The organism is Streptomyces sp. DSM 110735 (genome assembly GCF_016482685.1).
In the GTDB taxonomy this organism is placed as follows: Bacteria; Actinomycetota; Actinomycetes; order Streptomycetales; family Streptomycetaceae; genus Streptomyces.
Map to the genome: position 1 here is coordinate 212,562 of NZ_JACYHF010000007.1, position 24,557 is coordinate 237,118.

Genomic DNA, 24,557 nt, shown 5'->3' on the forward strand with positions numbered 1-24,557 from the left:
GCCGGCCGCTCCTCGCTCCCTTGCGAGGGGCGGCCGGCGCCGTTTCGGGGGTGGTCAGCTCTTGGACGGGCTGGGCGAGATCGTCGCGCCCTTCTTCAGGAAGCCCATGTCCTCGTAGACCGGGGTGCGGAAGCCGAAGGCGCCCGCGTTGACCAGGTTCTTCCGGGCGCCGACGAGCTGGGGGCGCTGGTAGAGGGGGATGGAGCCCGCGGTCGCCCAGATGCGGGAGTCCGCCTTGCGGATGAGGTCGCGCGCCTGGTCGGTGTCGAGGGTGGCGGCAGCCTGGTCGAAGAGCTGGTCGACCTGGTCGGTGCCGAGGCGGGTGTAGTTCTGCTCGATGTTCACCGAGCCGTCGGCCGCCGCGGCGGGCTTGGCGTAGATCGGGCGGGCGTCGGTCGCCGGGAAGGCGGTGCCGGGCCAGGAGTACAGGGCGAGGTCGAAGTCGCCGGCCGCGATGTGGTCCTTGAAGTAGCTGTCGTCCGGGACCTTGGTGATCGTGGTGCGGATGCCGACCTTCTCCAGCATCGCGGTGATCTTCCGGGCGACGGCGTCCAGGGTCTGCGAGCCCGCGCCCGAGGGGAGCACGAAGCGCAGGTTGAGCGCCTGGCCGTCCTTGGCGAGCGGACCGGTGACGGCGCCCGCCGGGGCAGCGGTGCCCTTCGGGGCGTAGGCACCCGGCGCGCCGCCCTGCCCGGAGTACTGCTTGCCGTCCTGGGCGAGGTCCCGGCCGCCGTCCTCGTGACCGTTCTTGCCGTCGGACCCCTTGCCGTCCGACTTTCCGGGGTGCTTGTTGTCCTCGCCGACGATGTACTCGCCGTCCTTGCCGCCCTCGGACTCGTCCTCGCCCGCCTTGGTCGCCTCGGGTCCGGCCGCCTTGTCCGGCTTCTGCTGCTTGACCGGACCGCCCGGCACCCAGCCCGCCTCCGAGAGCAGCGCCTGCGCCTCCTTGGTGTCCTGGCCGCCGAGGGCGTCGCTGCCGTCGGCGTAGTCCGGCTGCCCGGCGAGCGCGAGGTGGCTGCCGACCGGTACGGCGGGCAGACCGAGCGGGGTGAGGACGAGCTTGGCCAGCTCGGTGCGGTCCAGCGCGCGCGCCACGGCACGGCGGACCCGCTCGTCGGAGAGGAGCCCGCTCGCGCCGTTCATGGCGAGCTGGGTGTAGGCGGGCTCCAGGGACTTGCGGACGTCGTAGGAGCGCAGCGCCTCCTGCTCGTCCAGGTACCGGGTGATCGCCTTGCGCAGCGTCTTCTGTCCCGCGTGGACCTTCTCGGACTCCAGACCGTGGGCGAGCGCCCAGGATCGGAGCTTCTTCGCCGAGGTCTTGCCGCCGCCCTGGAGCGGGCTGCCCGCGCCGTTGCCGCCGCTGGCGGAGCCGATCCGCTGGGCGTCGGAGGCGTCGATGTCCGCGAGGTCCACGGTGCCGTCGGCCAGCGCGGTGGTGCGGTCGGAGCGGGGCACCGCGTGCAGCACGATCTGGTCGAGCTTGGCGGGCTCGCCCCACCAGCGCGGGTTGCGGGTGAGGACGACGTCCTTGGCGGCGGTGTCGACCTTGCCGACCTTGAAGGGACCCGCGGTGGTCTTGAGCTGGCGGCGCGCGCCGTCGTTGAAGGCGTCCGGGGTGCCCATGACGTCCTTCGGGTACAGCGGGGAGAACAGCGACTTCCAGTCCGCGTAGGGACGCGAGAAGGTGACCCGGACCTGGAGGTCGCTGGCACCGCGCTCGATCTTCTCGATGCGGTCGTACCCGGCGTTGCGGGCGGTCCAGAAGGCGGTGTTCTTGCCGGACAGGGCGCGCCACTGGGCGACGAAGTCGGCGGCGCCGATCTCCCGCCCGTCGCTCCAGACCGCCTGCTGGTTCAGCTTGTACAGCACGACCTGGCGGGGCTCGGTCTCGATGACCTTCGCCGACTCCAGGTAGGCGGGGTTCGCCTCCGGGGCGCCGTTGGCGTCGAGGCGGAACATCGACGGCAGGACGGCCTGGGCGACCCGGGTGGTGCCCGTGTCGGCGTCGGCCTGGTAGGCGTTCAGGGTCTCCGGCACCGCGTCCACGGCCCACTTCAGGGTGCCGCCCTCGGCGACCTGGGTGCGGGCGGCGAGGGCGATGTCCTGCGGTGCCAGGGGGCGGTCGGCCTTGTCGTCCGAGCCGCACCCCGACAGGAGGGGTACCGCGAGGGCGCCCGCGGTGAGGAAGGCGGCCGCGCGCATGACCGCGCGCAGACCGACGCCGTCGTGGGACATCTGTGCTACCTCCGGGAAGCCGCGGACGTGAGGATCACTTTTGGCGGTATATGGAGCTGATCAGATCTATGGCCCCACTGAAAACGACCTTGTCGTTTGAACGGCGGCGACACGGCGGGGCGGTACGACAAGCCCACCCGTGCGGCGCAACCAGCACCGGCGCGCGGGCGTGCGCCGCCGGAAATCACCGCCGCCCGCCCACTCGCGGCGCCGCCCGGGCGCCCATACGCTCCGAAATGTGACCAGCACCCTGGGCCGCCCCCGGCATGCCACGGCGCACATACGCCTGCGTGTGGCACACGCCCTGGCGGGCGGGACGGCGGCGGCGGTCTGGCTCCTCCTCCCGGCCACGGCCCACGCCCCAGGACATCCGGTCGCGGTCCCCGCCGCGGTGTCCCCGACCGCGGGGTCCGCGCCCGTGGTGTCCGCGCCCGCTTCCGCCCCTGTGGTCGCCGCGTCCTACGGCACCGCCCGCACCGCCGCCGCTCCCGACAGCGCCGAGCAGGACGGTTCCGCCGTCGACCTCGCCCTGCCGCTCGTCGTGGCCGTCGCCGCCGTGGTGGTCGCCGGATACGGCTATGTACGGCGCACCCGGCGGGTGCGGACCCGGACGACCCCGGCGGTGCCGCCGTCGGCGCCGCCCGCGCCGAGCACCGGCGAGGCGGAGCGGCGGGCGCGGGAGGCGCTGGTGCGCGCCGACGACTGCGTGCGCGCCTCGGCGGAGGAGCTGTCGTACGTCGCGGAGCCGGAGGGCGGACCGGCGCGCGAGGCGCTGCGCGCCGCCGAGGCGGAGCTGGCGTCCGCCTTCGCGATCTTCCGGCGCTGTACTGAGGGCGTCCCCGAGGACGCGCACGCCCGGCGCCAGGCTCTGGTCGGCGTGGTCGGCCGGTGCGAGGAGGCGGGCGGTCGCCTGGACATGGCAGCCGCCGCCCTGGACCAACTGCGGGGGCTGCGGGCGGGGGTGGGTCCGGCGCTCGGGGTCGCGGAGCGCCGCTTCCGCGAGCTGACCGCGCGTGCGGCGGGCGCGCAGGGCACAGTGGCGGCGCTGCGGGAGCGGTACGGCGTACGGGCCGACGAGTACACCGAAGTGGCCCTGGACCGGCTGGTGTTCGCGACCGCCCGGCTCAACGAGACCCGGCGCGCCGCAGATTCGGGCGATGCCCTTAGGGCAGCCCGCCAACTCCGCGCCGCCGAGGGCGCGATAGCCCAGGCGGGCGTCCAGGTCGACGGCGTGGAACGGCTCGCGTCCCAACTGGACGCGGCGGCGGCGCTGATCCCCCTCGCGCTCGCCGCCGCCGAGGAGGACCCGGCGGCGCCCGCCCGCGCGGCGGAGGTGCTGACCGCCGTACGCGAGACCCCGCAGCCGTACGACCCGCTGGACGCGCTGCGCCGGATCACGGCGGCGGTGCGGCGCCCGGGGGAAGAGCGGGCGGAGGTGCTGTACGAGGCGGCGCGCCTGGTGGCCGAGGCAGCCGTCGAGGAGGCGGCGGACTACCTCGCCGCGCGCCGGGGTGCGGTCGGCGCCGACGCCCGCACCCTGCTCGCGGCGGCGCGGCAGGCGCTCGCGGCGACGGACCGGCGCGCCGAGTACGACGCCGAGGCGGACGTCCTGGCCCGGCGCGCGCGGGAGTCCGCCGAGGACGACGTGCGCGCGTACGCCTCCCCCTACGCCGAGGAGCCCGGGCATCCCGCCGGGCTCGCCGGTGCCGTGCTCGGCGGGGTGCTGCTCGGCGAGGAGCCGGACGGCGGACCGCCGGTGAGCTACGGCGGTCCCGGGACCCGGGACCGCCGACGGCTGTCCTGACCGTCCTGTCCGCCCTGGTCCGGTTCCAGGTCCGGGTCCGGGGTCAGAACAGGCTCAGCAGTGCCTCCGCCGGGTCCGTCAGCGTGTGCTCGGCGCCGGGCAGCGGGAGTTCGAACCACACCGTCTTGCCGCGCGGGGTGCGGCGCGAGCCCCAGGCCGCGCTGAGCAGTCCGACCAACTGCAGTCCCCGCCCGCCCTCGTCGGTGTCGCGGGCGCGCCTGCGGCGGGGCTGGACGAGTCCCGCGTCCCACACCTCGCAGACCAGGGTGCGGTCGAGCAGCAGCCGTAGTCTGATCTCGCCCTCGCCGTACCGCAGGGCGTTGGTGACCAGCTCGCTGACCAGCAGTTCCGTGGTGTCGACCAGGGGCTCCAGGTCCCAGGCGAGCAACTGGGTGCGGGCGTACTCGCGGGCGCGGCCCACGCTGCGCGGTTCGCGCGGCAGGGTCCAGTCGCCGACCGAGTCGGCGGGCAGTCCCTGGACGCGGGCCATGAGGAGGGCGATGTCGTCCTCGCCGTGCCGGGTGTGCAGGCTGCTCAGGACGTGGTCGCACACGTCCTCCAGGGGCTGGGCAGGATCGGTGAGCGCGCTCACGAACGCCTGCAGTCCCTCGTCCAGCGGGTGGTCGCGGGACTCGACCAGTCCGTCGGTGTAGAGCGCGAGCAGGGCGCCCTCGGGGAGTTCGACCTCGACCTCCTCGAACGGCTCGCCGCCCACGCCCAGCGGCATCCCGGGCGGCACGTCGAGCATCAGCGCGGACTCGCCGGGTTCCACCAGGACCGGGGGCAGATGGCCGGCGTTGGCGAAGGTGCAGCGCCGGGTGACGGAGTCGTAGACCGCGTAGATACAGGTGGCGAGGTAGACCTCGCACAGGTCGGCGTCGCGCGGCTGGCGGGCGGCGCGGGTGGCCTGCTGGACGTTGCCCGAGGTGCCGAGTCCGCGGGCGATCTCGTCCAACGCCGAGAGGACCTCGGCGGGTTCGAGGTCGAGCAGCGCCAGGGTGCGTACGGCGGTGCGCAGTTCGCCCATCGCGACGGCGGCGCGCAGTCCGCGTCCCATCACGTCGCCGACCACCAACGCGGTGCGGTGGCCGGGCAGTTCGATGACGTCGAACCAGTCGCCGCCGACCTCGGTTGCCGCGTTGCCGGGCAGATAGCGGCAGGCGATGTCCAGCCCGGACGCCTCGGGGTCGTCGGGCGGGAGCAGGGACCGCTGGAGTATCAGGGCGCGTTCGTGCTCGCGGCGGTACAGGCGCGCATTGTCCATGCAGACGGCGGCGCGCGCGGCGAGTTCGACGGCGAGGTCACGGTCGCGGTCCCCGAAGGGTTCGCTGCCCTTGGTGCGGGCGAACTGCACGATGCCCACCACGGTGTCGTGCGCGACCATCGGCACGGCCAGCGTGGACTGCACGAGCCCGCCCTCCTCGGCGGGCACGCGCTGCGGGCGCGCGGTGCGCAGGGCGTCCGCGCAGGCGGAGTTGAACGGGAAGCGGTGGACCGAGCCGACCTCGACCGGTTCGCCGGAGTCGCCGAACGGCACGTCGGAGACGGCGCTGGCGAAGGCGACCCGGCGCAGCTCGGCACTCCCGTCGGCCAGACCCGGCGGGTTCTCGTCGCCGGTGAGCAGCCCCTGGCAGAGGTCGACGGTGGCCAGGTCGCAGAAGCCGGGGACGACCACGTCGAGCAGTTCGCGCGCGGTGGTCTCCAGGTCGAGGCTGTTGCCGATGCGGGCGCCTGCCTCGTTGAGCAGGGCGAGGTTGCGCCGGGCGGCGGCGGCTTCGCGGGCGGCGGCGCGGCGGGCGGTGATGTCGGTGCCGAGCCAGGCGATGCCGATGGGGCGTCCGCTGCCGCTGTAGACGCGGTAGAGGTTGATCGACCAGTGCCGCCGCTCGTCGGAGCCGGGCACGAAGCCGGTGACGTGCATGTCGGTGATGGAGTCGCCCGTCTCCATCACGCGGCGCAGGGTGGCGGCGACCCGGTCCGCCTCGGCGCGCGGGAGGTAGTCGTGCACTCCCTTGCCCCGGTGGTCGTCGGGCGTCCCGCCGAAGATGGACGCGAACCGCATGTTGGCCCGGCGGACCGTCAGATCGTCGTCGATCAGCAGGAAGCCGAAGGGAGATTGGCCGAATATCGCCTGCGAGGCGGCGAGATCGGTCTCGATGCTGCGCAGGGTGCGGATGTCCACGACGATGCAGACGGCGGCGTTCTCTCCGTCGGCGGTCTTCGTGGGCATGACGTAGACCTCGGCCAGCCCCTCCTCGCCGCGCGTGCCGTCGTCCCGGTCCGGCATCCGGAAGGGGACCACGCCGGTCCACTCCCGTCCGTCCAGGATCTCGGCCATCTTGCGGTGCCCGCGCGCGTGCAGGTCGGGGTCGACGAACGCCTCGATGGGGTCCGTGCCGACGGCGCGTTCGGCGGGGACGCCCAGGAGTTGCTCGGCGCGCAGGCTCCACTGCTCGACCAGTCCGCCGGGGCCGATGGAGAAGGACGCCACCTTGATGTACTCGTAGATGGAGCCGGGCGGGCTGCTCTGCCACAGGTCGGCGGACGGTGTCTCACCGCGCGCGGCGGCAGCCGCGACCTCACTCCTGGCGCCGTCCGACGGGTCCTCGGACTCCGTGGCCTTCGCTGGTATCTCGCTCACGCGAACCGTCCCCTCCAGCTCACCGCGTCCGGCACCGGTCACCGGGGGCGGCTGCCCGCAGTATCCAGCACTACGGCGCCGTAGGACACGGTGTTCACGATCACAGCTCGGTGCGGGTGAGTTCCGGACCGCGCCGCGACAACACTTCCACTCTTCTAACCAGGGAACACGTCCTCGAATCACCCACACGGGCAAGCGTCGTCGGCGGGGTGTGCGGCGCCACCGGCGCACGGCGCGACGCGCCCCCGGTTCACCCCGGCACCGTGAGTTCGAACCACACGGTCTTGCCGGTCTCACCAGGACGGGTGCCCCAGCGGTGCGAGGCGCCCGCGACCAGTTGCAGTCCGCGCCCGCTCTCGTCCTCGGGGCGGGCGATCCGCTCGCGCGGCGGGTCGGGCAGCGGGTCGGAGACCTCGACCAGGAGGGAGCCGTCCAGTCCGGAGGGGCGCACCAGGCGGACGCCGATGGGGCCGGTGGCGTGCCGCAGGGAGTTGGTGACCAGCTCGCTGACCAGCAGGGCTGTCAGCTCGGCGAGGCTGTCCAGGTCCCAGTGGCGCAACTGGCCGCGGACGGCGGCGCGGGCGGCGCGCACCGCGCCCGGCTCCGCTGCGAACGTCCACTCGGCGCGGTCGCCTCCGGTGTCGATCACGGATCACTTCCCAGGCCGGCGAGCCCACCCATGCCCGTTTTCATGGGGTTAAGGGCGATATACCCGGATTCCGGGAGGTGGTACCGCAGGAGCGGGCGCACTGTGGCACGAACGGCGTATCCGGTGCGGGGCGCACGCCGGCGCCCCGCTCCCCCTCAGCCTTCGGTGGGCGCCGTGCTTCCGTGCGCGGCCGGAGCGCCGAGGCGGGCGGCGATGTCACGGACCGCCGGGACGTCCTGATCCAGCCAGGGCACCTCCCAGAGACGGTCGGGGGTGAGCCAGCGCAGTTCGTCGTGATCCTGGAGGGGACGCGGCCGCGCCGAGCCGGGACGCAGCCGCGCGGTCCACACCTGCAGGACATAAGGGGGCTTCAGGGGCCATTGCCCCGGGACGCGTTCGACCGCGTCGGCGTCGACGCCGAGTTCCTCGCGCAGCTCGCGTACGAGCGCCTCGTCGGGTCGCTCGCCGGGCTCGACCTTGCCGCCGGGCAGCTCCCAGCGCCCGGCCAGTTCGGGGGGCGCGCTACGGCGCGCGGCGAGCAGCCGCCCCTCGTCGAACAGGGCGGCGCCCACCACGATCCGTGCGTTCATGAGGGGGAGCCTACGGGAGCGCGTCCGGGGTCGATCGCGGGAGCGCGACCGGCGCCCGAGCGCCTCCGCCGCGGGGTCAGTTGCGCGTGGACTCGCCGTTGCGCTCGATGTGCTCGACCCAGTAGAGCTGCCTGTGCCCGTGACCGTCGAGGCTGTCGGCGATCCGCTCCGCCTCGGCCCGTGTGGCGTACCGGCCCACCCGGTAGGTGTTGCCGTTGTCGTCCTGCCGTATCACGATCCAGGGCAGGACGAGCGCACCCTCATTCATCGCCCCCACCGTTCCTCTTCGCACCGCCCCACCCGCTTCCGGTCCCGGGCCGCCGACGCACCCCGCCTAAGGAAACCGCAATACGCATATGCCCGAGCGTACGCCCAACCTTCACCCTGCGAATACGGCTTTTCACGAAGAGGTACGCAACCGGCCAGAACGTAAGGGGGCGCGCACGGACGAACGCGCCCGGTCGACGCGGAGGTGCCGCAACACGGAGGGTAGACGAACAGACCTTCGATCACCTGGGAAAACGGCCGGATCGCGGCGCACGCGAGGAGACGCGACACGGGGCCGGCCGACGGGGACCGGTCCCCGGGGGGCGCATCGAGTGTGCGCTACCTCACGGGGAGGTGGTACGCCACCTGGTACCGATCGGCCGGAATCACCACGTCGGCCGTCTCCACCGGACGACCCGAGGCGTAGTACGTCCGCTGCACGACGAGGACCACATGGCCGGGCACGCCGCCGAGCAGTTGCAGCTCCTCGGCGAGACCGGGGCGGGCGCCGACCTCCTCGGTGACGTTGTCCACGATGACGTCGATGGCGCGCATCCGCTCGACCACGCCCATCCCGCCGAGGGGACCCTCCTCGGGCAGCATCACCGGGGTGCGCCCCGTGACGGCGAGCGGCTCCCAGGAGGTGGAGAGCATCATCGCCTCCCCCGCCTCCCGGAACAGGTACTTGGTGCGCATGACCCGCTCGCCGCACGGGATGCCGAGCCGCTCGGCGACGACCGCGTCGGCCTCGGCCTGCTCGCTGCTCGACTCCCAGGTGCCGCGCGCCGCCGCGTCCGCCTGCTCCTGCCGGAAGGGCGTGGCGCCGCCCGCCGGGCGGTACCCCGAGCGGGACACGCGCCGGGGCACCGGCCGCTCGCGCACATAGGTGCCCGACCCGGAGCGGCCCTCGACGAGCCCCTCGGCCATGAGCACCTTGCGGGCCTCCAGGGCGACCGTGTCGGAGACGCCGTACTCCTCGCGGATGCGGGCCTGTGACGGGAGGCGGGTGTGGGGCGGCAGTGAACCGTCGACGATCTTCTTGCGGAGATCTCCCGCGACGCGCAGGTACGCCGGCTGTTCACCGAAAGTCACTGGCCGCTCCCATCAGGTTGTACAGACAGCAACAGCCTGGCAACCCTGGGTTGTGCCATGCAAGCAAAGGCCAGAGAATCACTCGAAGTGATGACATGGAGCCGGGGAGAGCCACACCCAGGGGCTTTCCCGCCGAGGTCCCCGCTATGACTCCCCGCTCCGGCGACGATCACACCTGCGGAGCGGTGTCCGGCTTCCGCGCGGGGCGGCGTCGGGGTGTGCACGGCGGGTGTCCGGGCGGGCGCAAGCGGACGTACCGGACTCCGGTCCGGGGAACAGACCGGACAGGTACGGTGCTCCTGGGGCGGACCGCCCCGCAACGCGACGGCGAGGACCCTGACCGGCAGGGGCGGAGTGGGGGCACGGCAGTGGGCGGAGCGGCAGTGGGGGGCGCCGGGGTGGGCTCCTGGACCGGGAGCGACACGGTGCGCGCGGTGAACGGGCTGACCGCGAGGTGGGCGTGGCAGACCCCGGCGGACGGCACGGTGTTCTCGGCGGCCGGGGCGTGGCCGCTGCTGGCGTTCCTCGCGGACGGCGCGGACGGCGCGGCGCGGGCGGAGCTGTCCGAGGCTCTCGGGGTGCCCGCCGAGCACGCGGCGTCGGCGGCGCGGGGGCTGCTGGCCGCGCTGGACTCGGTCTCCGGTCTGGACGCGGCGCTCGGTCTGTGGGCGCACCAGAGCCTGCGGTTCCACGAGGAGTGGCGCGGGGGTCTGCCGGTGGGCAGCCACGGGGTGTTCGGGGACGACCTGATCACGGCTCAGGAACGGCTGGACGCCTGGGCGGTCGAGCGGACCGGCGGTCTGGTCGAGCGGATGCCGGTGACGCTGACGCGTGACGCGCGGCTGGTCCTGGCGAGCGCGCTCGCGCTGCGGACGACCTGGCGGCAGCCCTTCGGCGAGACGGCGCTGTTCCCGGAGTCCGGACCCTGGCGGGAGCGCAGGCTGCGCGGGCTGCACCGCAGGAGCGTGCGCCCCGACCGGGTGGGCGTCGCGGGCGCCCCGGAGGGCTTCGTCACCACGCTGACGGTGCCCGGGGACAACGGCGTCGACGTCCATCTGGTGCTCGGCGAGGAGCGCATGACGCCGGGGCAGGTGCTGGCGGCGGGCATCGGGGTGGTGGAGCGTACGGTCGCGGTGACTCCCGGGGGCGCGCTGCCGTTCGGGCACGTCGGACCGGGGCTGCACGTCGAGTCGCAGCCCGCGGTCGAGCCCGAGCCGATCGCGCTTGACGTGCGGACGGTGGCGTTCGAGGTGCGGACCGACCACAACCTCCTCGAACAGCCCGGTCTGTTCGGGCTCGCCTCGGCCACCATGGTGCCGGGCTCCCACTTCCCCGGGATCAGCGCGGCGCCGCTCGCCATCGGCGCGGCACGGCAGTCGGCCGTGGCGCAGTTCGGCGCGCTCGGCTTCCGCGCGGGCGCGGTGACGGCGGTGATGGCGACGCCGGGCGGACTGCCCGACCACCGCTACGAGACGACGGTGGTCCGCGCGACCTTCGACCGCCCCTTCGCCTTCCTCGCCGTCCACCGCGAGAGCCGCCTGATCCTGACGGCGGGGTGGGTGACGGAGCCGGTGCCGTACCAGGGCATGTGAACTCGGCTCACAGGCAGGTTGGTTGTCAACGCCGGTCTGCCGTCGGCGGGGCTGTGGTCAGAGGGCGGTCTTCTGCACCGGTACCGTCTGCCGCTCCCCCGGCGTCTGACGGCCGACGGCGATCGCCAGGGCGGTCGCGAGCGCGGCCAGGGGGAGCCAGATCGCGGGCATGGCCCACAACGGCAGCCCGAACTTGAGGGCGACCAGCGCCGCGATCAGCCCCGCCCCGGCGAGACCAGCGGCCAGGGCTGCCGTCAGCTTCGGTCCGCGCCGCCACCCGCGCTCCTTCGGCGACCGCAGCCGCCAGCCACACGCCACCGCGAGCACCAGACAGGACGGTCCGCAGACGACGAGCAGGGCGACGATGCTCTCGGGCAGCGCGTCCGGGCTGTTCTCGGTGACCTGCACCGCGCCGCCGGCGGATATCCGCACCAGACGACCACGCCAGATCGTGCCCGTGACCCGGTCGCCCTCGTCGAGCCCGGACAGCACCGGACCGTCGTTGCGGAACTCGGTGGGCCACTTGCCGCCGCCGGGCGAGATCAGGGTGGCGTGGATGCCGTCCCCGCGCCTGCCCGACCACAGATGGATGGCGGTGACGGTGAACGGCTGCCGCCACAGGCAGTCGGCGGGCTCACGCGGCACGGAGCGGCAGGGCACCGCCTCCTTGAGCGCACGGTCGCGCTCGACGGTGCGGGGCAGTTGGAGACCCGCGAACGCGAGCAGGCCGACTGCCACGAGGGAGCACAGCAACGCGGTGACGGCGACGTAGACGCTGCCGTATCTTCCGCCCCTGATACGTCCGACCTGACCGACGTCACTCACGGAACCGCCCCCCGTCCGCTGAAGTAGCTTCCGCATTGTGGCAGTCGCCTCGGACAACGTTGCCTTGGGGGCACTGCCGGGCGGGCGGGCTGTTCGCGGCGCGGGCGGGCGGCGGAGGTCCGGCGGGTGTACGGCGAGGGTCCGGCGGGCGTCGGCGGAGGTCCGGCGGGCGTCGGCGGAGGTCCGGCGGGCGTCGGCGGAGGTCCGGCGGGCGTCGGCAAGCCGGACCCGGCCCCACCGGTCGAGGTGAAGCCGGGCCGTGAACCCCGGGCCCTACGGGCTTACGGGCGGATCATCCCCGCCGCGCGGTCACGCCGACCGCCACCGGTCCTGTTGGCCGCGGCACCGGCCGCGAGGGCGAGCAGCAGACCGACGGCGCCGACGACGACGTTGCTGACGATCGTGCGCGTGGTGGCCACGTTCCCCGCGACCACCCACGGCGAGATGATCATCCAGACGCCGATCAGGGCAGCCGCCCACGCGCGGGCGTGGGTGCGCTCGTAGGCGTGGCCGAAGCCGCTCATCAGCAGGGCGTAGGCGACGCCCGCGATCAGGTTGTTCACCGCGAGGGTGCTGAACCCGTTGAACCCCGCGATCCACGGGGACGCCGCCATGTACAGCCCCGTGATCAGCGCCAGCGCCTCGACAGCCTGCCCCTGCCGCGTCGCGGCCGCCCGCTCCGCCAGCACGAAGCGCTCCCGCATCTCCAGGATGTCGGGGTGGGACTCCATCGTGGTGTGCATTCGTTCCGTCATGATCGCGCCTCCTGCGTCAGGACTCCACGTGCATGGATCCGGCGCGAGTCGAGTACCCACCGATTCCCCACGCAATATCTGTGTTCGCGGGATGAGGGTTCGACGTGGGCCGCCCACAGATTTATTGCCCCGGCGAACCGAATGCAATTATCCACCGCACACGAACCGCTACGACGTGCTACTGTCGATCTCGGTTGCAGTTGTGGTTCCCAAAAGCGATTCCGGTCTTTTCCGGGCGGGGTAATCATCGCGGCGACACGGTGTCCGCACGGTGCGGGCACCGGCGATACCCCGAAGGAGAATGACATGGCTACTGGCACCGTGAAGTGGTTCAACGCGGAAAAGGGCTTCGGCTTCATCGCGCAGGACGGTGGCGGCGCGGACGTGTTCGCCCACTACTCGAACATCGCCACCCAGGGCTTCCGTGAGCTGCTCGAAGGCCAGAAGGTGAGCTTCGACATCGCGCAGGGCCAGAAGGGCCCGACGGCCGAGAACATCGTTCCCGCCTGACGCGACTGTCGCGCACGTGCAGATGGGCCCGCATCCTTCGGGGTGCGGGTCCCATCCGTATATCCCGCACGGCAGCTTTATTATTTCGCGTTCCATTCGGCCGTTTCTCGCAATTCTCGGCACCGTTCAGCGCCGCGGGAATTCCTTGATATGCGCCGCATCGAGGAAGGTTCCGCATGAACCGCACACGAATGAACAACCGCGCCGCTCGTCCCCGCGGCGGGACTTCCGGTGGTCACAGCCGTCGCTCCGCCCCGCAGGGTGAGTTCGCGCTTCCCCGGACCATCACTCCCGCGCTTCCGGCCGTGGAAAACTTCGCCGATCTCGACATGCCCGGGGAACTCCTGTCCGCGCTCGGCTCGCAGGGCGTGACCGTCCCGTTCCCGATCCAGGCGGCGACCCTGCCGAACTCCCTGGCGGGCCGCGACGTACTCGGTCGCGGGCGCACCGGTTCCGGCAAGACCCTCGCCTTCGGTCTCGCGCTGCTGGCCCGCACCGCCGGGCGGCGTGCCGAGCCCCGGCAGCCGCTGGGGCTGGTCCTCGTACCGACACGTGAGCTGGCGCAGCAGGTCACCGACGCCCTCGCCCCCTACGCGCGCTCCGTGAGGCTGCGGCTGGCCACGGTCGTGGGCGGGATGCCGATCGGCAGGCAGGTCTCCGCGCTGCGCGGCGGTGCGGAGATCGTCGTCGCCACCCCGGGCCGCCTCAAGGACCTCATCGACCGCGGCGACTGCCGACTGGACCAGGTCGACGTCACCGTCCTGGACGAGGCCGACCAGATGGCCGACATGGGGTTCATGCCCCAGGTCACCGCGCTGCTCGACCTGGTACGCCCCGGCGGTCAGCGGATGCTGTTCTCCGCGACCCTCGACCGCAACGTCGACCTGCTCGTGCGCCGTTACCTCGGCGACCCGGTCGTGCACTCCGTCGACCCGTCGGCCGGTGCGGTCACGACGATGGAGCACCACGTGCTCCACGTCCACGGCGCAGACAAGCACGCGGCCACCACCGAGATCGCGGCGCGTGAGGGCCGTCTGATCATGTTCCTCGACACCAAGCACGCCGTCGACCGGCTCACCGAACACCTCCTGAACAGCGGGGTGCGCGCCGCCGCCCTGCACGGCGGGAAGTCGCAGCCCCAGCGCACCCGCACGCTGGCGCAGTTCAAGTCCGGGCATGTCGGCGTGCTGGTGGCGACCAACGTCGCGGCGCGCGGCATCCACGTCGACGACCTCGACCTCGTCGTCAACGTCGACCCGCCCACCGACCACAAGGACTACCTGCACCGCGGCGGCCGTACGGCCCGTGCCGGGCGGTCCGGCAGCGTGGTCACCCTCGTCACCCCGAACCAGCGGCGCGGCGTGTCCCGCCTCATGGCGGCGGCCGGGATCGTCCCGCAGACGACCCAGGTCCGCTCCGGCGACGAGGCCCTGCGCCGCATCACCGGCGCCCAGACCCCTTCGGGGATCCCGGTCGTCATCACCGCGCCCGTCACCGAACGCCCCAAGCGACGCGGCGCCCCCTCACGCGGCCGTCGCCGCGCCCCCTCGGCGGCTTCGGCCGCTTCGGCGAACCGGCGCGCGCCCGCCCAGCGGTCCGTCACCGACGCGGCGGCCTAGGCGCCCCGCGCCCGGGAAACCCACCCATCCCGCAGGAGGCACCTCTTGACGCCGATCCGGACGCACCCCGGCCCGACAGACGCGAGTCATGCACACAGGACGGCGCTCGACGCCTCGGACGCGGCCGGGCCGCAGGTCTGGGGCGCGATGACCGTGGAGGTGGCGCTGTCCGTCATGGCCGCCGCCCGTACGGGGCGTCTGGTCGTCTGCGACGAGGACGGCCGACGCACCGGCCTGGTCACCCTGGACCTCCTCACCACCGTCCGCGACAGCTCCGGCTACACGGACCACGTCCGTCTGCGTGACATCACCGAGGAACACGGCAACACTACGTGCACCCTCGTCCACCCCCGCTGAACCGCACTCACCCCACCTGGATCCGTTCCCTCCTCTCCCTGTGAGGCATCATGCGCTGTGTCATCGCCCGTTTCCCCTTCGACCTGAGCAAGCAGGGCGTGCTGGACTCCATGAAGGGCGTCAAGCCCGAGGAGGTCACCGCCGAGTTCGTCGTCATCGGGCGACGCCAGTACCCCGCGAAGCAGGTCGGCCAGGTCGTCACCCGGCAGGACCGCCGCGATTTCAGCGCCGGTGAGGTCCTGAAGGCGATGACCCAGCTCGGCTTCACCTGCGGCACCCGCGCCGAAGCCGTACCCGCGCCCGCCCCCGCGCCGACGGCCGACCCCTACGAGCAGGCATCCGCGGCGCTCGGCACCCCTCAGTGGTCGGAGTGACCGCAGCCGCCCGCGTCCTCACGCTCCTCACGCCGACGGGCTCGGCCCGCCGGCGTGCTGGGCGCGGAGCTCCTCGTTGATGCGCTGAGCTTCTTCCAACTGGTCCTCAAGAATGATGATGCGACAGGCGGCCTCTATGGGCGTGCCCTGGTCGACGAGTTCACGCGCGCGGGCGGCGATACGGAGCTGGTAGCGCGAATAGCGGCGATGGCCGCCCTCGGAGCGCAGCGGGGTGATCAGCCGGTGCTCGCCCAGGGCGCGGAGGAAGGCAGGGGTGGCGCCGAGCATCTCGGCAGCCCGGCCCATGGTGTAGGCGGGGTAGTCGTCGTCGTCGAGGGGGACGAGGGGGCGGGTACTGCGAGGGGGCATAGACCTCTTCTTCCGGGGACGCGTCGGGGGGCCCGAGCGCCACATGGCGCCCGGGCCCCGAGCTATCACACCATCTACCGGCTGATTTCGCCGATCTTCTGTGTCCGCAGGTTCCGCCGGATGGGGCAGGACTGCGGGGATCGCGGATGCGTGACCGGGGACCACCTTCCAATCGGGGCCTGCGGTACCCGGGCGATACCCGCCCGGGCGATCCTGATGGCGTTCCGCTCCTTTTCTCGTCGTGCGACTTCTGGGGTACGAGGACGACGCTAGCCCTGCCGCACGGCAATGTCTACTCCCGCCACTACAGATTTACTCCATCTGCAGGCACCGGGATTCTGCCGCGCGTGCACTTGTGTGCGTGAACCGGTCCGGCTGGGCACCCCTAGGCGGAGAGCCAGCCGCGTACGCCCACTTCGTCGCCGCCCGGCTGTTCTGCGTCCGGGTCGACGCGGCCCACGGGCAAAGAGGCAACGGGCAACCCCGCCGAACCCCGGCCCTCGACGTGCACCTCATGTCAAACTCCCTCTCGGATGCGAAGCGAAACGAATCCGTCACGATGTGTGCTTGCCGTCGGGCTTGACGTCGCCAGTGAACGTCGAACGGAAGTTCCCTGCGGGGGTGCACGGCTCTCGCGGTCGCTGTTCGAGGGGGAGGGCAGCAATGAGCACAGCTTCACGTTTCGGGCCGGAACTTCGCCGATTGCGGCAGGTGGCGGGACTGTCCCTGACTCAGTTCTCCATGGCGCTGAATTACGACAAAGGGCACCTCAGCAAGGTCGAGCGCGGGAAGCGTTCCGCATCCTCCGAACTGGCCCGACGGTGCGACGCCTTCCTCGGCGCGAACGGCGAGCTGCAAGGTCTTGTCGACCACCCCGAACCCGGCTCGGACAGCGCCGATACCTCCGTCTGTCCCAGCCTCGGCACCGTCAGGCGCCGGGCGGTTCTCGCAGCGGGTACCGGGGCACTGATCGACCTCCGTCCGAAGGACGACGGTCAGGCGTCCTCCGCCGCCGAATCCCTTCTCCCCTCGTACCGCGCGCAGTTCGACCAGTTACGACAGCTCGGCCAGTCCACCGCGCCGAGGGCCCTGCTTCCCCTGCTGGAGATACAGACGCGCAGGATCGCCGAGCTGGCCGCCGACGTCCCGTCCACCGTCCGGGTCCCCGTGCTCCTGCTCGCGTCGCGGTTCGCGGAATTCACCGGCTGGATGGCCCAGGAGGCAGGGGACAGCGGCGCGGCTCTCGACTGGACCGACGAGGCCGCCGAGCTGGCGCGCGCCGGCGGTGATCCGCACCTCGGTTCCTACGCGCTCGTGCGACGCGCGCTGCTCACCCTCTACGGCGGCGACGCCGCAAGCACCATCGCCCTGGCCCGCAGGGCTCAGAGCGATGAACTCCCGCCGCGCATCAGGGGACTCGCGGCCCAGCGGGAGGCGCAGGGACACGCCCTGGCCGGTGACGAACGTGGCTGCCTCCGCAGTCTCGACAAGGCACGGGAACTGCTGGACAGCGACGACGCCCGCAGCGGCGCCGAGCCCGTGATCGGCACCACTCACGTGAGCGATCCGGCGGCGATGACGACCGGCTGGTGCCTGTACGACCTCGGTCACCCCAAAGCCGCCGCCGAGGTCCTCGACCGGGAATACCGCCGTCTGCCGCCGAACGCGCTGCGCACCCGTACCCGCTACGGCTTTCGCCGGTCCCTGGCCCATGCCGCCTCCGGCGAGGTCGAGCACGCGTGCGCGATCGCCGGGAAGCTCCTGGGGCTGATGCCGGCCGTGCCTTCGGCGACGGTGCACAGCGACATCCGGCGTCTCGCCCAAGAGCTCTCCAGGTTCCGGAGCAGCAGGGCCGTACGCGATCTGCAACCGGCGCTGGCACAGGTGTTCGCCCCCGCGTACGGCTGACCCCGACCCCACGACCGACACCGACTCGCACTGCCCGAGCCGCCGTACGCCCTCCCGTGGACGGGTCATGCCGTCACACGGCCGGGACCTCATGTGTCCGGGTGCCAGGGCCGCGTCCGTAGCCCTTGGCTTCCGCCTTCCGGCTTTCTCTCACAAAGGGGATCTCCATGACCGACGTCTTCGTCAACTACCGCACGGGCGACGAGGAATCCGCAGCAACCATGATCACCCGGGAACTCGTCCGGCGGTTCGGTCAACCGCGGGTCTTCTTCGCCAGCAAGTCGATTGAGGCGGGGCGCCGCTTCCCGGCGGAACTGGTCAGGGCACTGGAGGAGTGCACGGCGCTCCTCGCCGTCATCGGCCCGCGCTGGACGGAGGTGCGCGGACCCGACGGCCGCCCCGCTTTCCAGTCCGAGCAGGACTGGACCCGTCGTGAGATCCGGACCGCGCTCGACCGCGGGATCCTCGTGATCCCCGTACTCGTCGGAAAGCTCACGCGGATCGACCCCGCCGTCCTCCCCGCTGATCTGCGGGAGCTGGCGGACTGCCAGTACAAGCGGTTCGACCACCGCAACGACCAGTCGGACCTGACGGCGATCGGCGACGCCCTCGCGCGGCAGCTACCCGAGCTGGCGGCGGTGGACCGCGACGACCGTGCCGCACAGGAGCACGCGGAGGCGAAGGCGCGCGAGAAGCAGCCGACCGATGGCTCCGGACGGTCCAGGATGCGTACCCGCGATCTCGAACAGCGGGTGCGCGGCGGCATTGGAAACCTCAACGGGGACCTGTCGGGCACCTTCGTCAACGAGCCGCAGGGTCCCGTGAACACCGGTCGCGGGAACCAGTACAACGCTCCTCACTTCGAGGGCGACAACGCGGGGGTCCAGTTCACGGCGGGTGACAACAGCGGGACGGTCCACCAGCGCTTCGAGCGCGAGCGCCGGCGCTCGGACGACGAACGATGACCGAGCGGGAACACGTCACCGTCAACCATCCACGCGGCCCGGTGAACAACGGCGAAGGTCACCAGCACAACTATTACGGCGTCGCCGCGGATTGGCTGATCCGCAAGGGAGTCGAGTCCCTCCGGATCAGCCTTGAGGACCGCGTACGCCTGGCCGACCGGTTCGTCCGCCCGGGGGGCTACCGCAGCGCCGCCGACCGCTTGGAGAAGCCGGGATCGGTCCTGCTGCTGGAGGCTCCGCCCGGCAGCGGCCGCCGTGCCGCAGCGATCATGCTGCTGCACGAGCTCGGCGAGGATGCGGACGCCGACGGGGAGGAGGGCCGATTCGACGAACTCCCCGCCACAGACACGGAGGAGGGCCAGAGCCCTCTCGTTCCCGAGAGGGGGGACCGGTTCCTCCTCGACCTCTCCAGGATCACCGACGGGGCAGAGTACGCCGAAGCCCAGCGCCGCCTGGCCATCCACCGGTCACAGGTCCTGGAGGCTGGAGCCCACATGGTCGTCGTCCTGCCACGGGGCATGGAGCACGCTCTCTCCCCGGACCTCGAACCGCACACGGTGAAGCTGGTGCGCCCCCGCGGCGTCGCCGTCGTCACACGGCACCTCCGCATGAACCAGGTGGCCTTCCGTTCCGCAGACCTGGGCGGCGCCGACCTCCGGCGCCTCTGCGACCACTCCCCCCTGCGGGAACTGGCACGGCTCGCGGGGCTGGTGCGAGCCGCTCAGGTCGACGGCCGGTTCGGCACCGACTTCGCGGGATGGCTCGACCAGGCGGTACACGCGGTGACCGACCGGGCCGATGAGGTGCGCGAGCAGGTGAAGGCGGTCCTCACCGCGCCCGAACGGGCCCTCCTGCTCACGACAGCGGTGTTCGAGGAGGCGCGTGCCGACACCGTCTATGAGGCGTGGAAGGGCCTGATGAGGACGGTGGGGCACGAGGAAGAGGCGACGACCGAGCTGGCGCGGACGGACTTCGGGGCACGGTTGGTGGACCTCGGGGTCGAACGGGGCCCGGACGGCCGGCTCCGCTTCGAGCGGCTTGCCTACGCCGACGCGCTGCGGACGTACTTCTGGACGAACTTTCCCGGGATACGCGACGACCTCAGGGACTGGATCGGCGGTGCCGCCGGACTGCCCGGTCTGACCGGCGACGACCGGGTCAAGGTGGTCGTCCGCTTCGCCGAGCACTCCCTGGCCGTCGGGCGCCCCGACCATCTGATCGACCTGGTGGTCCGCTGGACGGACCGCGCGACCGGGACGTCCCGTGACCCCCGAGCCGTGGCGGTCCTCGAACTCGGACTCGGCCACGAGGGATTCGGGGGATGGTTTCGCAGTTGGATGTACGACTGCGCGACATCCAGGACCTTGCCGGACGGACTCGTCCGCGTCCTGACCACCGTATGTCTCCAGAGCCTCGTCGCGACGCACCCGGATCAGGCGATGGTGCGGCTCCGCCATCTCGCCGTACGGGACGGGGAGGCGGCACGTGAGGCCCGGGAGGCGCTCCTCGGCCTCGTCCGCCGTGATCATCGGCGCTATCGGCTGCTGCTGGAGAGCCTGCGGAACCGTACGCATCGGGAGCCGCGCACGGCGGAGCCGCAGCTCCGGCTGCTGACCGAGTTGTTGAGGAGCGACCGAACGCCGGACCCGCCACCGTGGCCAGACCTGTCCCAGGGCTGGGAGACGGTTTTCGCCCAGTCCCCGACGCGACTCTGGAACCCGTTGGTGAGTAGCTGGCTCGACGCCGCGACGGGCGACGCTTCCCGGGAGGCGGCGCTGGGCGGGATGGTCGCGGCAACGCACGGCCGCGCGATCGCTCTCCACCGTCTCTACGCCATCGCCTGCGACTGGTCGGGGACCGCGCACCGCCCCTCCCGGGCAGCCGTCGCCACGCGCTTCTGGGAGCACATCGACCAGGCACAGTACGCCCGTTCGGAGAGCACGAAGCATTCGGGCGCCGGTCCACGGATCACGGAAGAGGGACAATGAGACACCGCTTCCCCAGCCTGCTGTTCGTCGCTCTCTGCGGCTTCGCACCGGCTGTGCTCGGCAATCTCATGCACTGGTCGGCGTGGCTGTGGGGATTCATGTCCATGGTCACGGTCTCGGGCTCCCTGCTGCTCGTGATGACAGTGCTCAGCGGTGGCCGTACGTCGGCCGCTCCTTACGAGGAGGAACCCGAACAGCCCCCCACACCGACGGCGCCGCCGCACCAGGAGACGCGGGTCCTCGACGCGGCGCTGCCGAGCGCCGTGGACGGCTACGACTTCCTCTTCTCGGCCACCGTGTGGTGGACGCCGCTTCCCGGGCACCCCGTCCGGTCCGACGGCGCCTCCCAGGCCCTCGCCGTGTCCTCGATCGTCAGCCGGGCCCTGGAGGTCGTCCACCGCGAGGAGCCCGGCCGGGCGAGCTTCGCCCGGTACCTCCTGGAGGGAGAGCTGGCTGTCTCGCTCCCGGACCGGAGCGGACGGGTGGAGGCGCTCGCGGCCGATGTGACCCTGACCCTCGCCCACGCCGACCGGGAGCGCCTGAGGAAGCTGAACGACCTTCGCAAGGACGAGGAGGTCTGGGAGTACGAGCGTCAGCACGAGCGCAACAAGCGGCGCTACCTAGGTGACGACGTGCTCAAGAGCGCGGGCAGCGCGGTGGTGTGGTGGCTCGCCCGCCACGAGGACGAGATCGAGAAGGCGGTCGCCATGATCGGCCCGCTCGCCCAGATCTCGGCGGCGGCCAACGACGAGGAGGTGCCGGAGCTCTTCCACCATCTGCTCGTCCCGCCCAGGGGCACGTGGAGCGAGACGACCGCCGGGGATCCGCTGTGGGACGGGGACGACGGAACTGGGGGAACATTCGGCCGCGAGGAGGACGTGGGAGTCGCGGATCGGCTGCTCCTGCTGCTCGACGCACTGGGTCTGAAACCGGACATGGACGAGTACACGGTGTTCGTGCACCGGGTGGTGCGAAGCCTGGAAGCGGAGGGGCTCGTGGACGCCGCCGAGGAGATCAGGCGGACCCTTCTGACGCCGGCCGAGGACGGGGACGACGATCCGGAGGACGAGGACCCGGACGACGTGGCACCGCCGTCCGCCGGGGACACCCCGCAGCGCGATGTCCGCGAGGAGAACGAGCAGGGGCCCGACCCCGAAGAGCCGGACCCCGTCTGACCCGCACGTATGCCGGATCAGCGACGTGGCGATATGTCACCCGTCACACGTTGAACCGAAACTCCACCACATCCCCGTCCCGCATCACATACTCCTTGCCCTCCATGCGCGCCTTGCCCTTGGCGCGGGCTTCTGCGACCGACCCCGTTTCGACCAGGTCCTCGAAGGAGATGACCTCCGCCTTGATGAAGCCCTTCTGGAAGTCGGTGTGGATGACACCGGCGGCCTCGGGGGCGGTGGCGCCCTTCTTGATGGTCCAGGCGCGGGATTCCTTGGGGCCGGCGGTGAGGTAGGTCTGGAGGCCGAGGGTGTTGAAGCCGACGCGGGCGAGGGTGGCGAGGCCGGGCTCCTCGGCGCCGACGGACTCGAGGAGTTCGATGGCGTCCTCCTCGTCCAGCTCGGCGAGGTCCGCCTCCAGCTTGGCGTTGAGGAAGATCGCCTCGGCGGGGGCGACCAGCGCGCGCTGCTCGTTCTTGAAGTCCTCGTCGGTCAGCTCGTCCTCGTCCACGTTGAAGACGTAGAGGAAGGGCTTGGCGGTGAGGAGGTGCAGGTCGTGGAGGAGTTCGGCGCGCTCGCTGCCCTGGACGATGCCCTGGGAGAAGAGGGTGTCGCCCTTCTCCAGGATCTCCTTCGCCTCCTCGACCGCCTTCACCTTCGGCGCGACGTCCTTCTTGATCCGGGACTCCTTCTGGAGGCGCGGCAGGACCTTCTCGATGGTCTGGAGGTCGGCGAGGATCAGCTCGGTGTTGATCGTCTCGATGTCGTCCTTGGGCGAGACCTTGCCGTCGACGTGCACGACGTTCTCGTCCTTGAAGGCGCGGATGACCTGGCAGATCGCGTCCGACTCGCGGATGTTCGCGAGGAACTTGTTGCCCAGTCCCTCGCCCTCGGAGGCGCCGCGCACGATGCCCGCGATGTCGACGAAGTCCACCGTCGCCGGGAGGATGCGCTCCGAGCCGAAGATCGACGCCAGCTTCGCCAGGCGGCCGTCGGGGACGCCGACCACGCCGACGTTGGGCTCGATCGTGGCGAACGGGTAGTTGGCCGCCAGCACGTCGTTCTTGGTCAGGGCGTTGAAAAGGGTCGACTTGCCGACATTGGGCAGGCCGACGATTCCGATCGTGAGCGACACGTTGCGACTTCCCGTAGAGGAGTGGGCCAGGGGCTGCCAGGGCCCAGGGGACACCGGCCGATCCACCAGTTTACGGCGTCCGAGCGGGGCAATGAGCGGGAGCGTCCCCCGTCCGGCGGGACTCGCCCCACGGACACGTCTTCGGCGTGTCTGATGGGCGATTCGGCACATAAACAGACCTAAGTTGGTCCAGTGGAGCAACACAGAACGCGACCTCCCCAGGACGGGCCGCGACGCGGCACACCCACGCCCGCGCACCTTCCGCCCCAGGCCCGGCGCGGCCCGGACGCCGAACGGGGCACGGCCCAGGCGCCCGCCCCGGCCCGCCGCGCCTCCCAGGCCGTACGCGGCTCGCAGGCCGGACGCGCGCCCCAGACCGCCCGCGCCCCCGAGGACGTACGCCGCCCCGCCGCCGAACCGAACCCCGCGCCCACCGGTCGGCGCTTTCCGGACCCCCGGCTCACCGGGCTCGGCGGCGGTCTGTTCTGCGTGGCCGCGATGCTGCTGCTCGGCGCCGCGGACGCGCTGCTGTTCGGCTCGTCCCTGATCGCCTACGGCGTGCTGTTCCTGCCCGTGTGCGTGCTGACCGCGCTCTGGGTACGCCCCGGCGACCTGCTGACCGCCCCCGTGGCCCTGCCGATCGCCTTCGGCGCCGGGCTCTTCGCGGTCGCGGACGGCAGCGCGGGCGTCCTCGGCTCCCTGATGGGCGTCTTCACCGGGCTCGCCACCCAGGCGGGCTGGCTGTACGGCGGGACGCTGATCGCCGGGGTGATCGTCCTCGTACGCCGGGTGCGCTGGATCCGCGGCCGGCGACGCCGCGCCTGAGGACGGGCCATCCGGCCGACTGGCCGGCCGACCGGTTGGTCAACTGGTCCGGCGGAACCCGCCGGACCAGCCCCGTCCCGCTACTGCGCCTCCGCCTCGGCCCGCTGCGCCGCCCGCATCGCCGCGCCCACGATCCCCGCGTTGTTCTGGAGCTGGGCCGGGACGATCTCGGCCTTGATGCCCTTGATGTGCGGGAGGAACTTCTCGGACTTGCGGCTGACGCCGCCGCCGATGATGAAGAGGTCCGGCGAGAAGAGCATCTCCAGGTGCGCGAGGTACTTCTGCACCCGTCGCGCCCAGTGCTCCCAGCTCAGCTCGCCGTCCTCCTTGGCCTTGCTGGACGCCTTCTTCTCGGCGTCGTGGCCGTTCAGCTCCACGTGGCCCAGCTCGGTGTTGGCGACCAGCACACCGTCGGTGAAGACCGCGCTGCCGATGCCGGTGCCGAAGGTGAGGACGATGACCGTGCCCTTGCGACCGCGCCCGGCGCCGAACCGCATCTCCGCGAGACCCGCCGCGTCCGCGTCGTTGACGACGGTCACCGGGAGTCCGCCGAGCCGCTCGCTGAAGAGGGCGCGGGCGTCGGTGTCGATCCAGCTCTTGTCGACGTTGGCCGCCGTCAGGACCGTCGAGCCGTCCGCGATCACTCCGGGGAAGGTCAGTCCGACCGGGCCGGTCCACCCGAAGTGGTCGATCACCTGCTTCACGCCGTCGGCGACGCCCTCGGGGGTCGCCGGGTGCGGGGTGAGCACCTTGCAGCGCTCCTGGGCGAGATCGCCCTTGTCCAGGTCCACCGGGGCACCCTTGATCCCGGAACCGCCGATGTCCACGCCGAAGATCTGCATGGCAACACGTTACGACGTACGACTGACGGTCACGCCCCGGGCA

Annotated in this window: 22 protein-coding genes; 11 read left to right on the plus strand and 11 right to left on the minus strand. The window is 72.0% G+C overall.

Annotation, left to right across the window (positions count from 1 at the left end; translation table 11 throughout):
* Positions 1–54 precede the first annotated feature (54 nt).
* Positions 55–2,235 (minus strand): ABC transporter family substrate-binding protein, encoded by a 2,181-nt coding sequence (locus IF655_RS14205; RefSeq protein WP_199585085.1) that lies wholly within the window; start codon positions 2,233–2,235, stop codon positions 55–57.
* Positions 2,236–2,473: 238 nt separating this feature from the next.
* Here IF655_RS14205 and IF655_RS14210 point away from each other — a divergent pair, with 238 nt between their 5' ends.
* Positions 2,474–4,039 (plus strand): hypothetical protein, encoded by a 1,566-nt coding sequence (locus IF655_RS14210; RefSeq protein ID WP_199585086.1) that lies wholly within the window; start codon positions 2,474–2,476, stop codon positions 4,037–4,039.
* A gap of 43 nt (positions 4,040–4,082) precedes the next feature.
* Here the strand turns inward: IF655_RS14210 and IF655_RS14215 are convergent, their stop codons facing one another.
* The 5 genes from IF655_RS14215 to IF655_RS14235 all read right to left on the minus strand — a co-directional run bounded on the left by IF655_RS14215 (position 4,083) and on the right by IF655_RS14235 (position 9,278).
* Positions 4,083–6,680: a SpoIIE family protein phosphatase gene (locus IF655_RS14215; RefSeq protein WP_199585087.1), complete on the minus strand. Its 2,598-nt coding sequence runs from the start codon at positions 6,678–6,680 to the stop codon at positions 4,083–4,085.
* Positions 6,681–6,930: 250 nt separating this feature from the next.
* On the minus strand, positions 6,931–7,329 hold the full coding sequence (locus tag IF655_RS14220; RefSeq protein WP_199585088.1) for an ATP-binding protein: 399 nt from the start codon (positions 7,327–7,329) through the stop codon (positions 6,931–6,933).
* Between the two features lie 155 nt (positions 7,330–7,484).
* Positions 7,485–7,919: a (deoxy)nucleoside triphosphate pyrophosphohydrolase gene (locus IF655_RS14225; RefSeq protein WP_199585089.1), complete on the minus strand. Its 435-nt coding sequence runs from the start codon at positions 7,917–7,919 to the stop codon at positions 7,485–7,487.
* Positions 7,920–7,995: 76 nt separating this feature from the next.
* Complete coding sequence (locus IF655_RS14230) at positions 7,996–8,187, minus strand: SPOR domain-containing protein (RefSeq protein WP_199585090.1); 192 nt, start codon at positions 8,185–8,187, stop codon at positions 7,996–7,998.
* 338 nt (positions 8,188–8,525) lie between these two features.
* The gene (locus IF655_RS14235; RefSeq protein ID WP_199585091.1) at positions 8,526–9,278 is read right to left on the minus strand and encodes a GntR family transcriptional regulator; all 753 of its coding nucleotides are present in this window, start codon (positions 9,276–9,278) and stop codon (positions 8,526–8,528) included.
* Positions 9,279–9,712: 434 nt separating this feature from the next.
* On the opposite strand from IF655_RS14235, the gene IF655_RS14240 reads away from it, so the two are divergent.
* Positions 9,713–10,870, plus strand: coding sequence for a serpin family protein (locus IF655_RS14240; RefSeq protein WP_307814923.1), 1,158 nt, complete (start codon positions 9,713–9,715; stop codon positions 10,868–10,870).
* A gap of 57 nt (positions 10,871–10,927) precedes the next feature.
* Here IF655_RS14240 and IF655_RS14245 read toward each other — a convergent pair whose 3' ends face one another.
* Together IF655_RS14245 and IF655_RS14250 are read right to left on the minus strand one after the other, a co-directional pair.
* Positions 10,928–11,695 carry a hypothetical protein gene (locus tag IF655_RS14245; RefSeq protein WP_199585093.1) on the minus strand — a complete coding sequence of 256 codons (768 nt, stop codon included), beginning with the start codon at positions 11,693–11,695 and terminating at the stop codon, positions 10,928–10,930.
* A gap of 281 nt (positions 11,696–11,976) precedes the next feature.
* The gene (locus IF655_RS14250; protein WP_199585094.1) at positions 11,977–12,450 is read right to left on the minus strand and encodes an SPW repeat protein; all 474 of its coding nucleotides are present in this window, start codon (positions 12,448–12,450) and stop codon (positions 11,977–11,979) included.
* 306 nt (positions 12,451–12,756) lie between these two features.
* Between IF655_RS14250 and IF655_RS14255 the strand changes: the two genes are divergently transcribed.
* The 4 genes from IF655_RS14255 (at position 12,757) to IF655_RS14270 (ending at position 15,310) form a co-directional block, all read left to right on the plus strand.
* The gene (locus IF655_RS14255; RefSeq protein WP_199585095.1) at positions 12,757–12,960 is read left to right on the plus strand and encodes a cold-shock protein; all 204 of its coding nucleotides are present in this window, start codon (positions 12,757–12,759) and stop codon (positions 12,958–12,960) included.
* A 176-nt stretch (positions 12,961–13,136) separates the two neighbouring features.
* Complete coding sequence (locus IF655_RS14260; RefSeq protein ID WP_199585096.1) at positions 13,137–14,579, plus strand: DEAD/DEAH box helicase; 1,443 nt, start codon at positions 13,137–13,139, stop codon at positions 14,577–14,579.
* Positions 14,580–14,624: 45 nt separating this feature from the next.
* Complete coding sequence (locus IF655_RS14265; protein ID WP_199585097.1) at positions 14,625–14,936, plus strand: CBS domain-containing protein; 312 nt, start codon at positions 14,625–14,627, stop codon at positions 14,934–14,936.
* A gap of 50 nt (positions 14,937–14,986) precedes the next feature.
* The gene (locus IF655_RS14270) at positions 14,987–15,310 is read left to right on the plus strand and encodes an SCO5918 family protein (protein ID WP_199585098.1); all 324 of its coding nucleotides are present in this window, start codon (positions 14,987–14,989) and stop codon (positions 15,308–15,310) included.
* Between the two features lie 27 nt (positions 15,311–15,337).
* Here the strand turns inward: IF655_RS14270 and IF655_RS14275 are convergent, their stop codons facing one another.
* Entirely contained in the window at positions 15,338–15,679 is a 342-nt protein-coding gene (locus IF655_RS14275) for a MerR family transcriptional regulator (RefSeq protein WP_199585099.1), read from the minus strand.
* A gap of 663 nt (positions 15,680–16,342) precedes the next feature.
* On the opposite strand from IF655_RS14275, the gene IF655_RS14280 reads away from it, so the two are divergent.
* From IF655_RS14280 to IF655_RS14295, 4 genes are all read left to right on the plus strand, one after another.
* Positions 16,343–17,587: a helix-turn-helix domain-containing protein gene (locus IF655_RS14280; protein WP_199585100.1), complete on the plus strand. Its 1,245-nt coding sequence runs from the start codon at positions 16,343–16,345 to the stop codon at positions 17,585–17,587.
* 167 nt (positions 17,588–17,754) lie between these two features.
* Positions 17,755–18,552 (plus strand): toll/interleukin-1 receptor domain-containing protein, encoded by a 798-nt coding sequence (locus tag IF655_RS14285; RefSeq protein WP_199585101.1) that lies wholly within the window; start codon positions 17,755–17,757, stop codon positions 18,550–18,552.
* Entirely contained in the window at positions 18,549–20,540 is a 1,992-nt protein-coding gene (locus tag IF655_RS14290; protein ID WP_199585102.1) for a hypothetical protein, read from the plus strand. Before IF655_RS14285 ends, IF655_RS14290 begins: the two co-directional genes overlap by 4 nt.
* Positions 20,537–21,715, plus strand: coding sequence for a hypothetical protein (locus IF655_RS14295; RefSeq protein WP_242488728.1), 1,179 nt, complete (start codon positions 20,537–20,539; stop codon positions 21,713–21,715). The genes IF655_RS14290 and IF655_RS14295 overlap by 4 nt, the downstream gene beginning before the upstream one ends.
* A 43-nt stretch (positions 21,716–21,758) precedes the next feature.
* Here the strand turns inward: IF655_RS14295 and ychF are convergent, their stop codons facing one another.
* The gene (gene ychF, locus IF655_RS14300; protein WP_199585103.1) at positions 21,759–22,847 is read right to left on the minus strand and encodes a redox-regulated ATPase YchF; all 1,089 of its coding nucleotides are present in this window, start codon (positions 22,845–22,847) and stop codon (positions 21,759–21,761) included.
* Between the two features lie 192 nt (positions 22,848–23,039).
* On the opposite strand from ychF, the gene IF655_RS14305 reads away from it, so the two are divergent.
* Positions 23,040–23,672 (plus strand): DUF6542 domain-containing protein, encoded by a 633-nt coding sequence (locus tag IF655_RS14305; protein WP_199585104.1) that lies wholly within the window; start codon positions 23,040–23,042, stop codon positions 23,670–23,672.
* Between the two features lie 80 nt (positions 23,673–23,752).
* Here the strand turns inward: IF655_RS14305 and ppgK are convergent, their stop codons facing one another.
* Entirely contained in the window at positions 23,753–24,514 is a 762-nt protein-coding gene (gene ppgK / locus IF655_RS14310) for a polyphosphate--glucose phosphotransferase (RefSeq protein WP_199585105.1), read from the minus strand.
* Between the last annotated feature and the right edge of the window lie 43 nt (positions 24,515–24,557).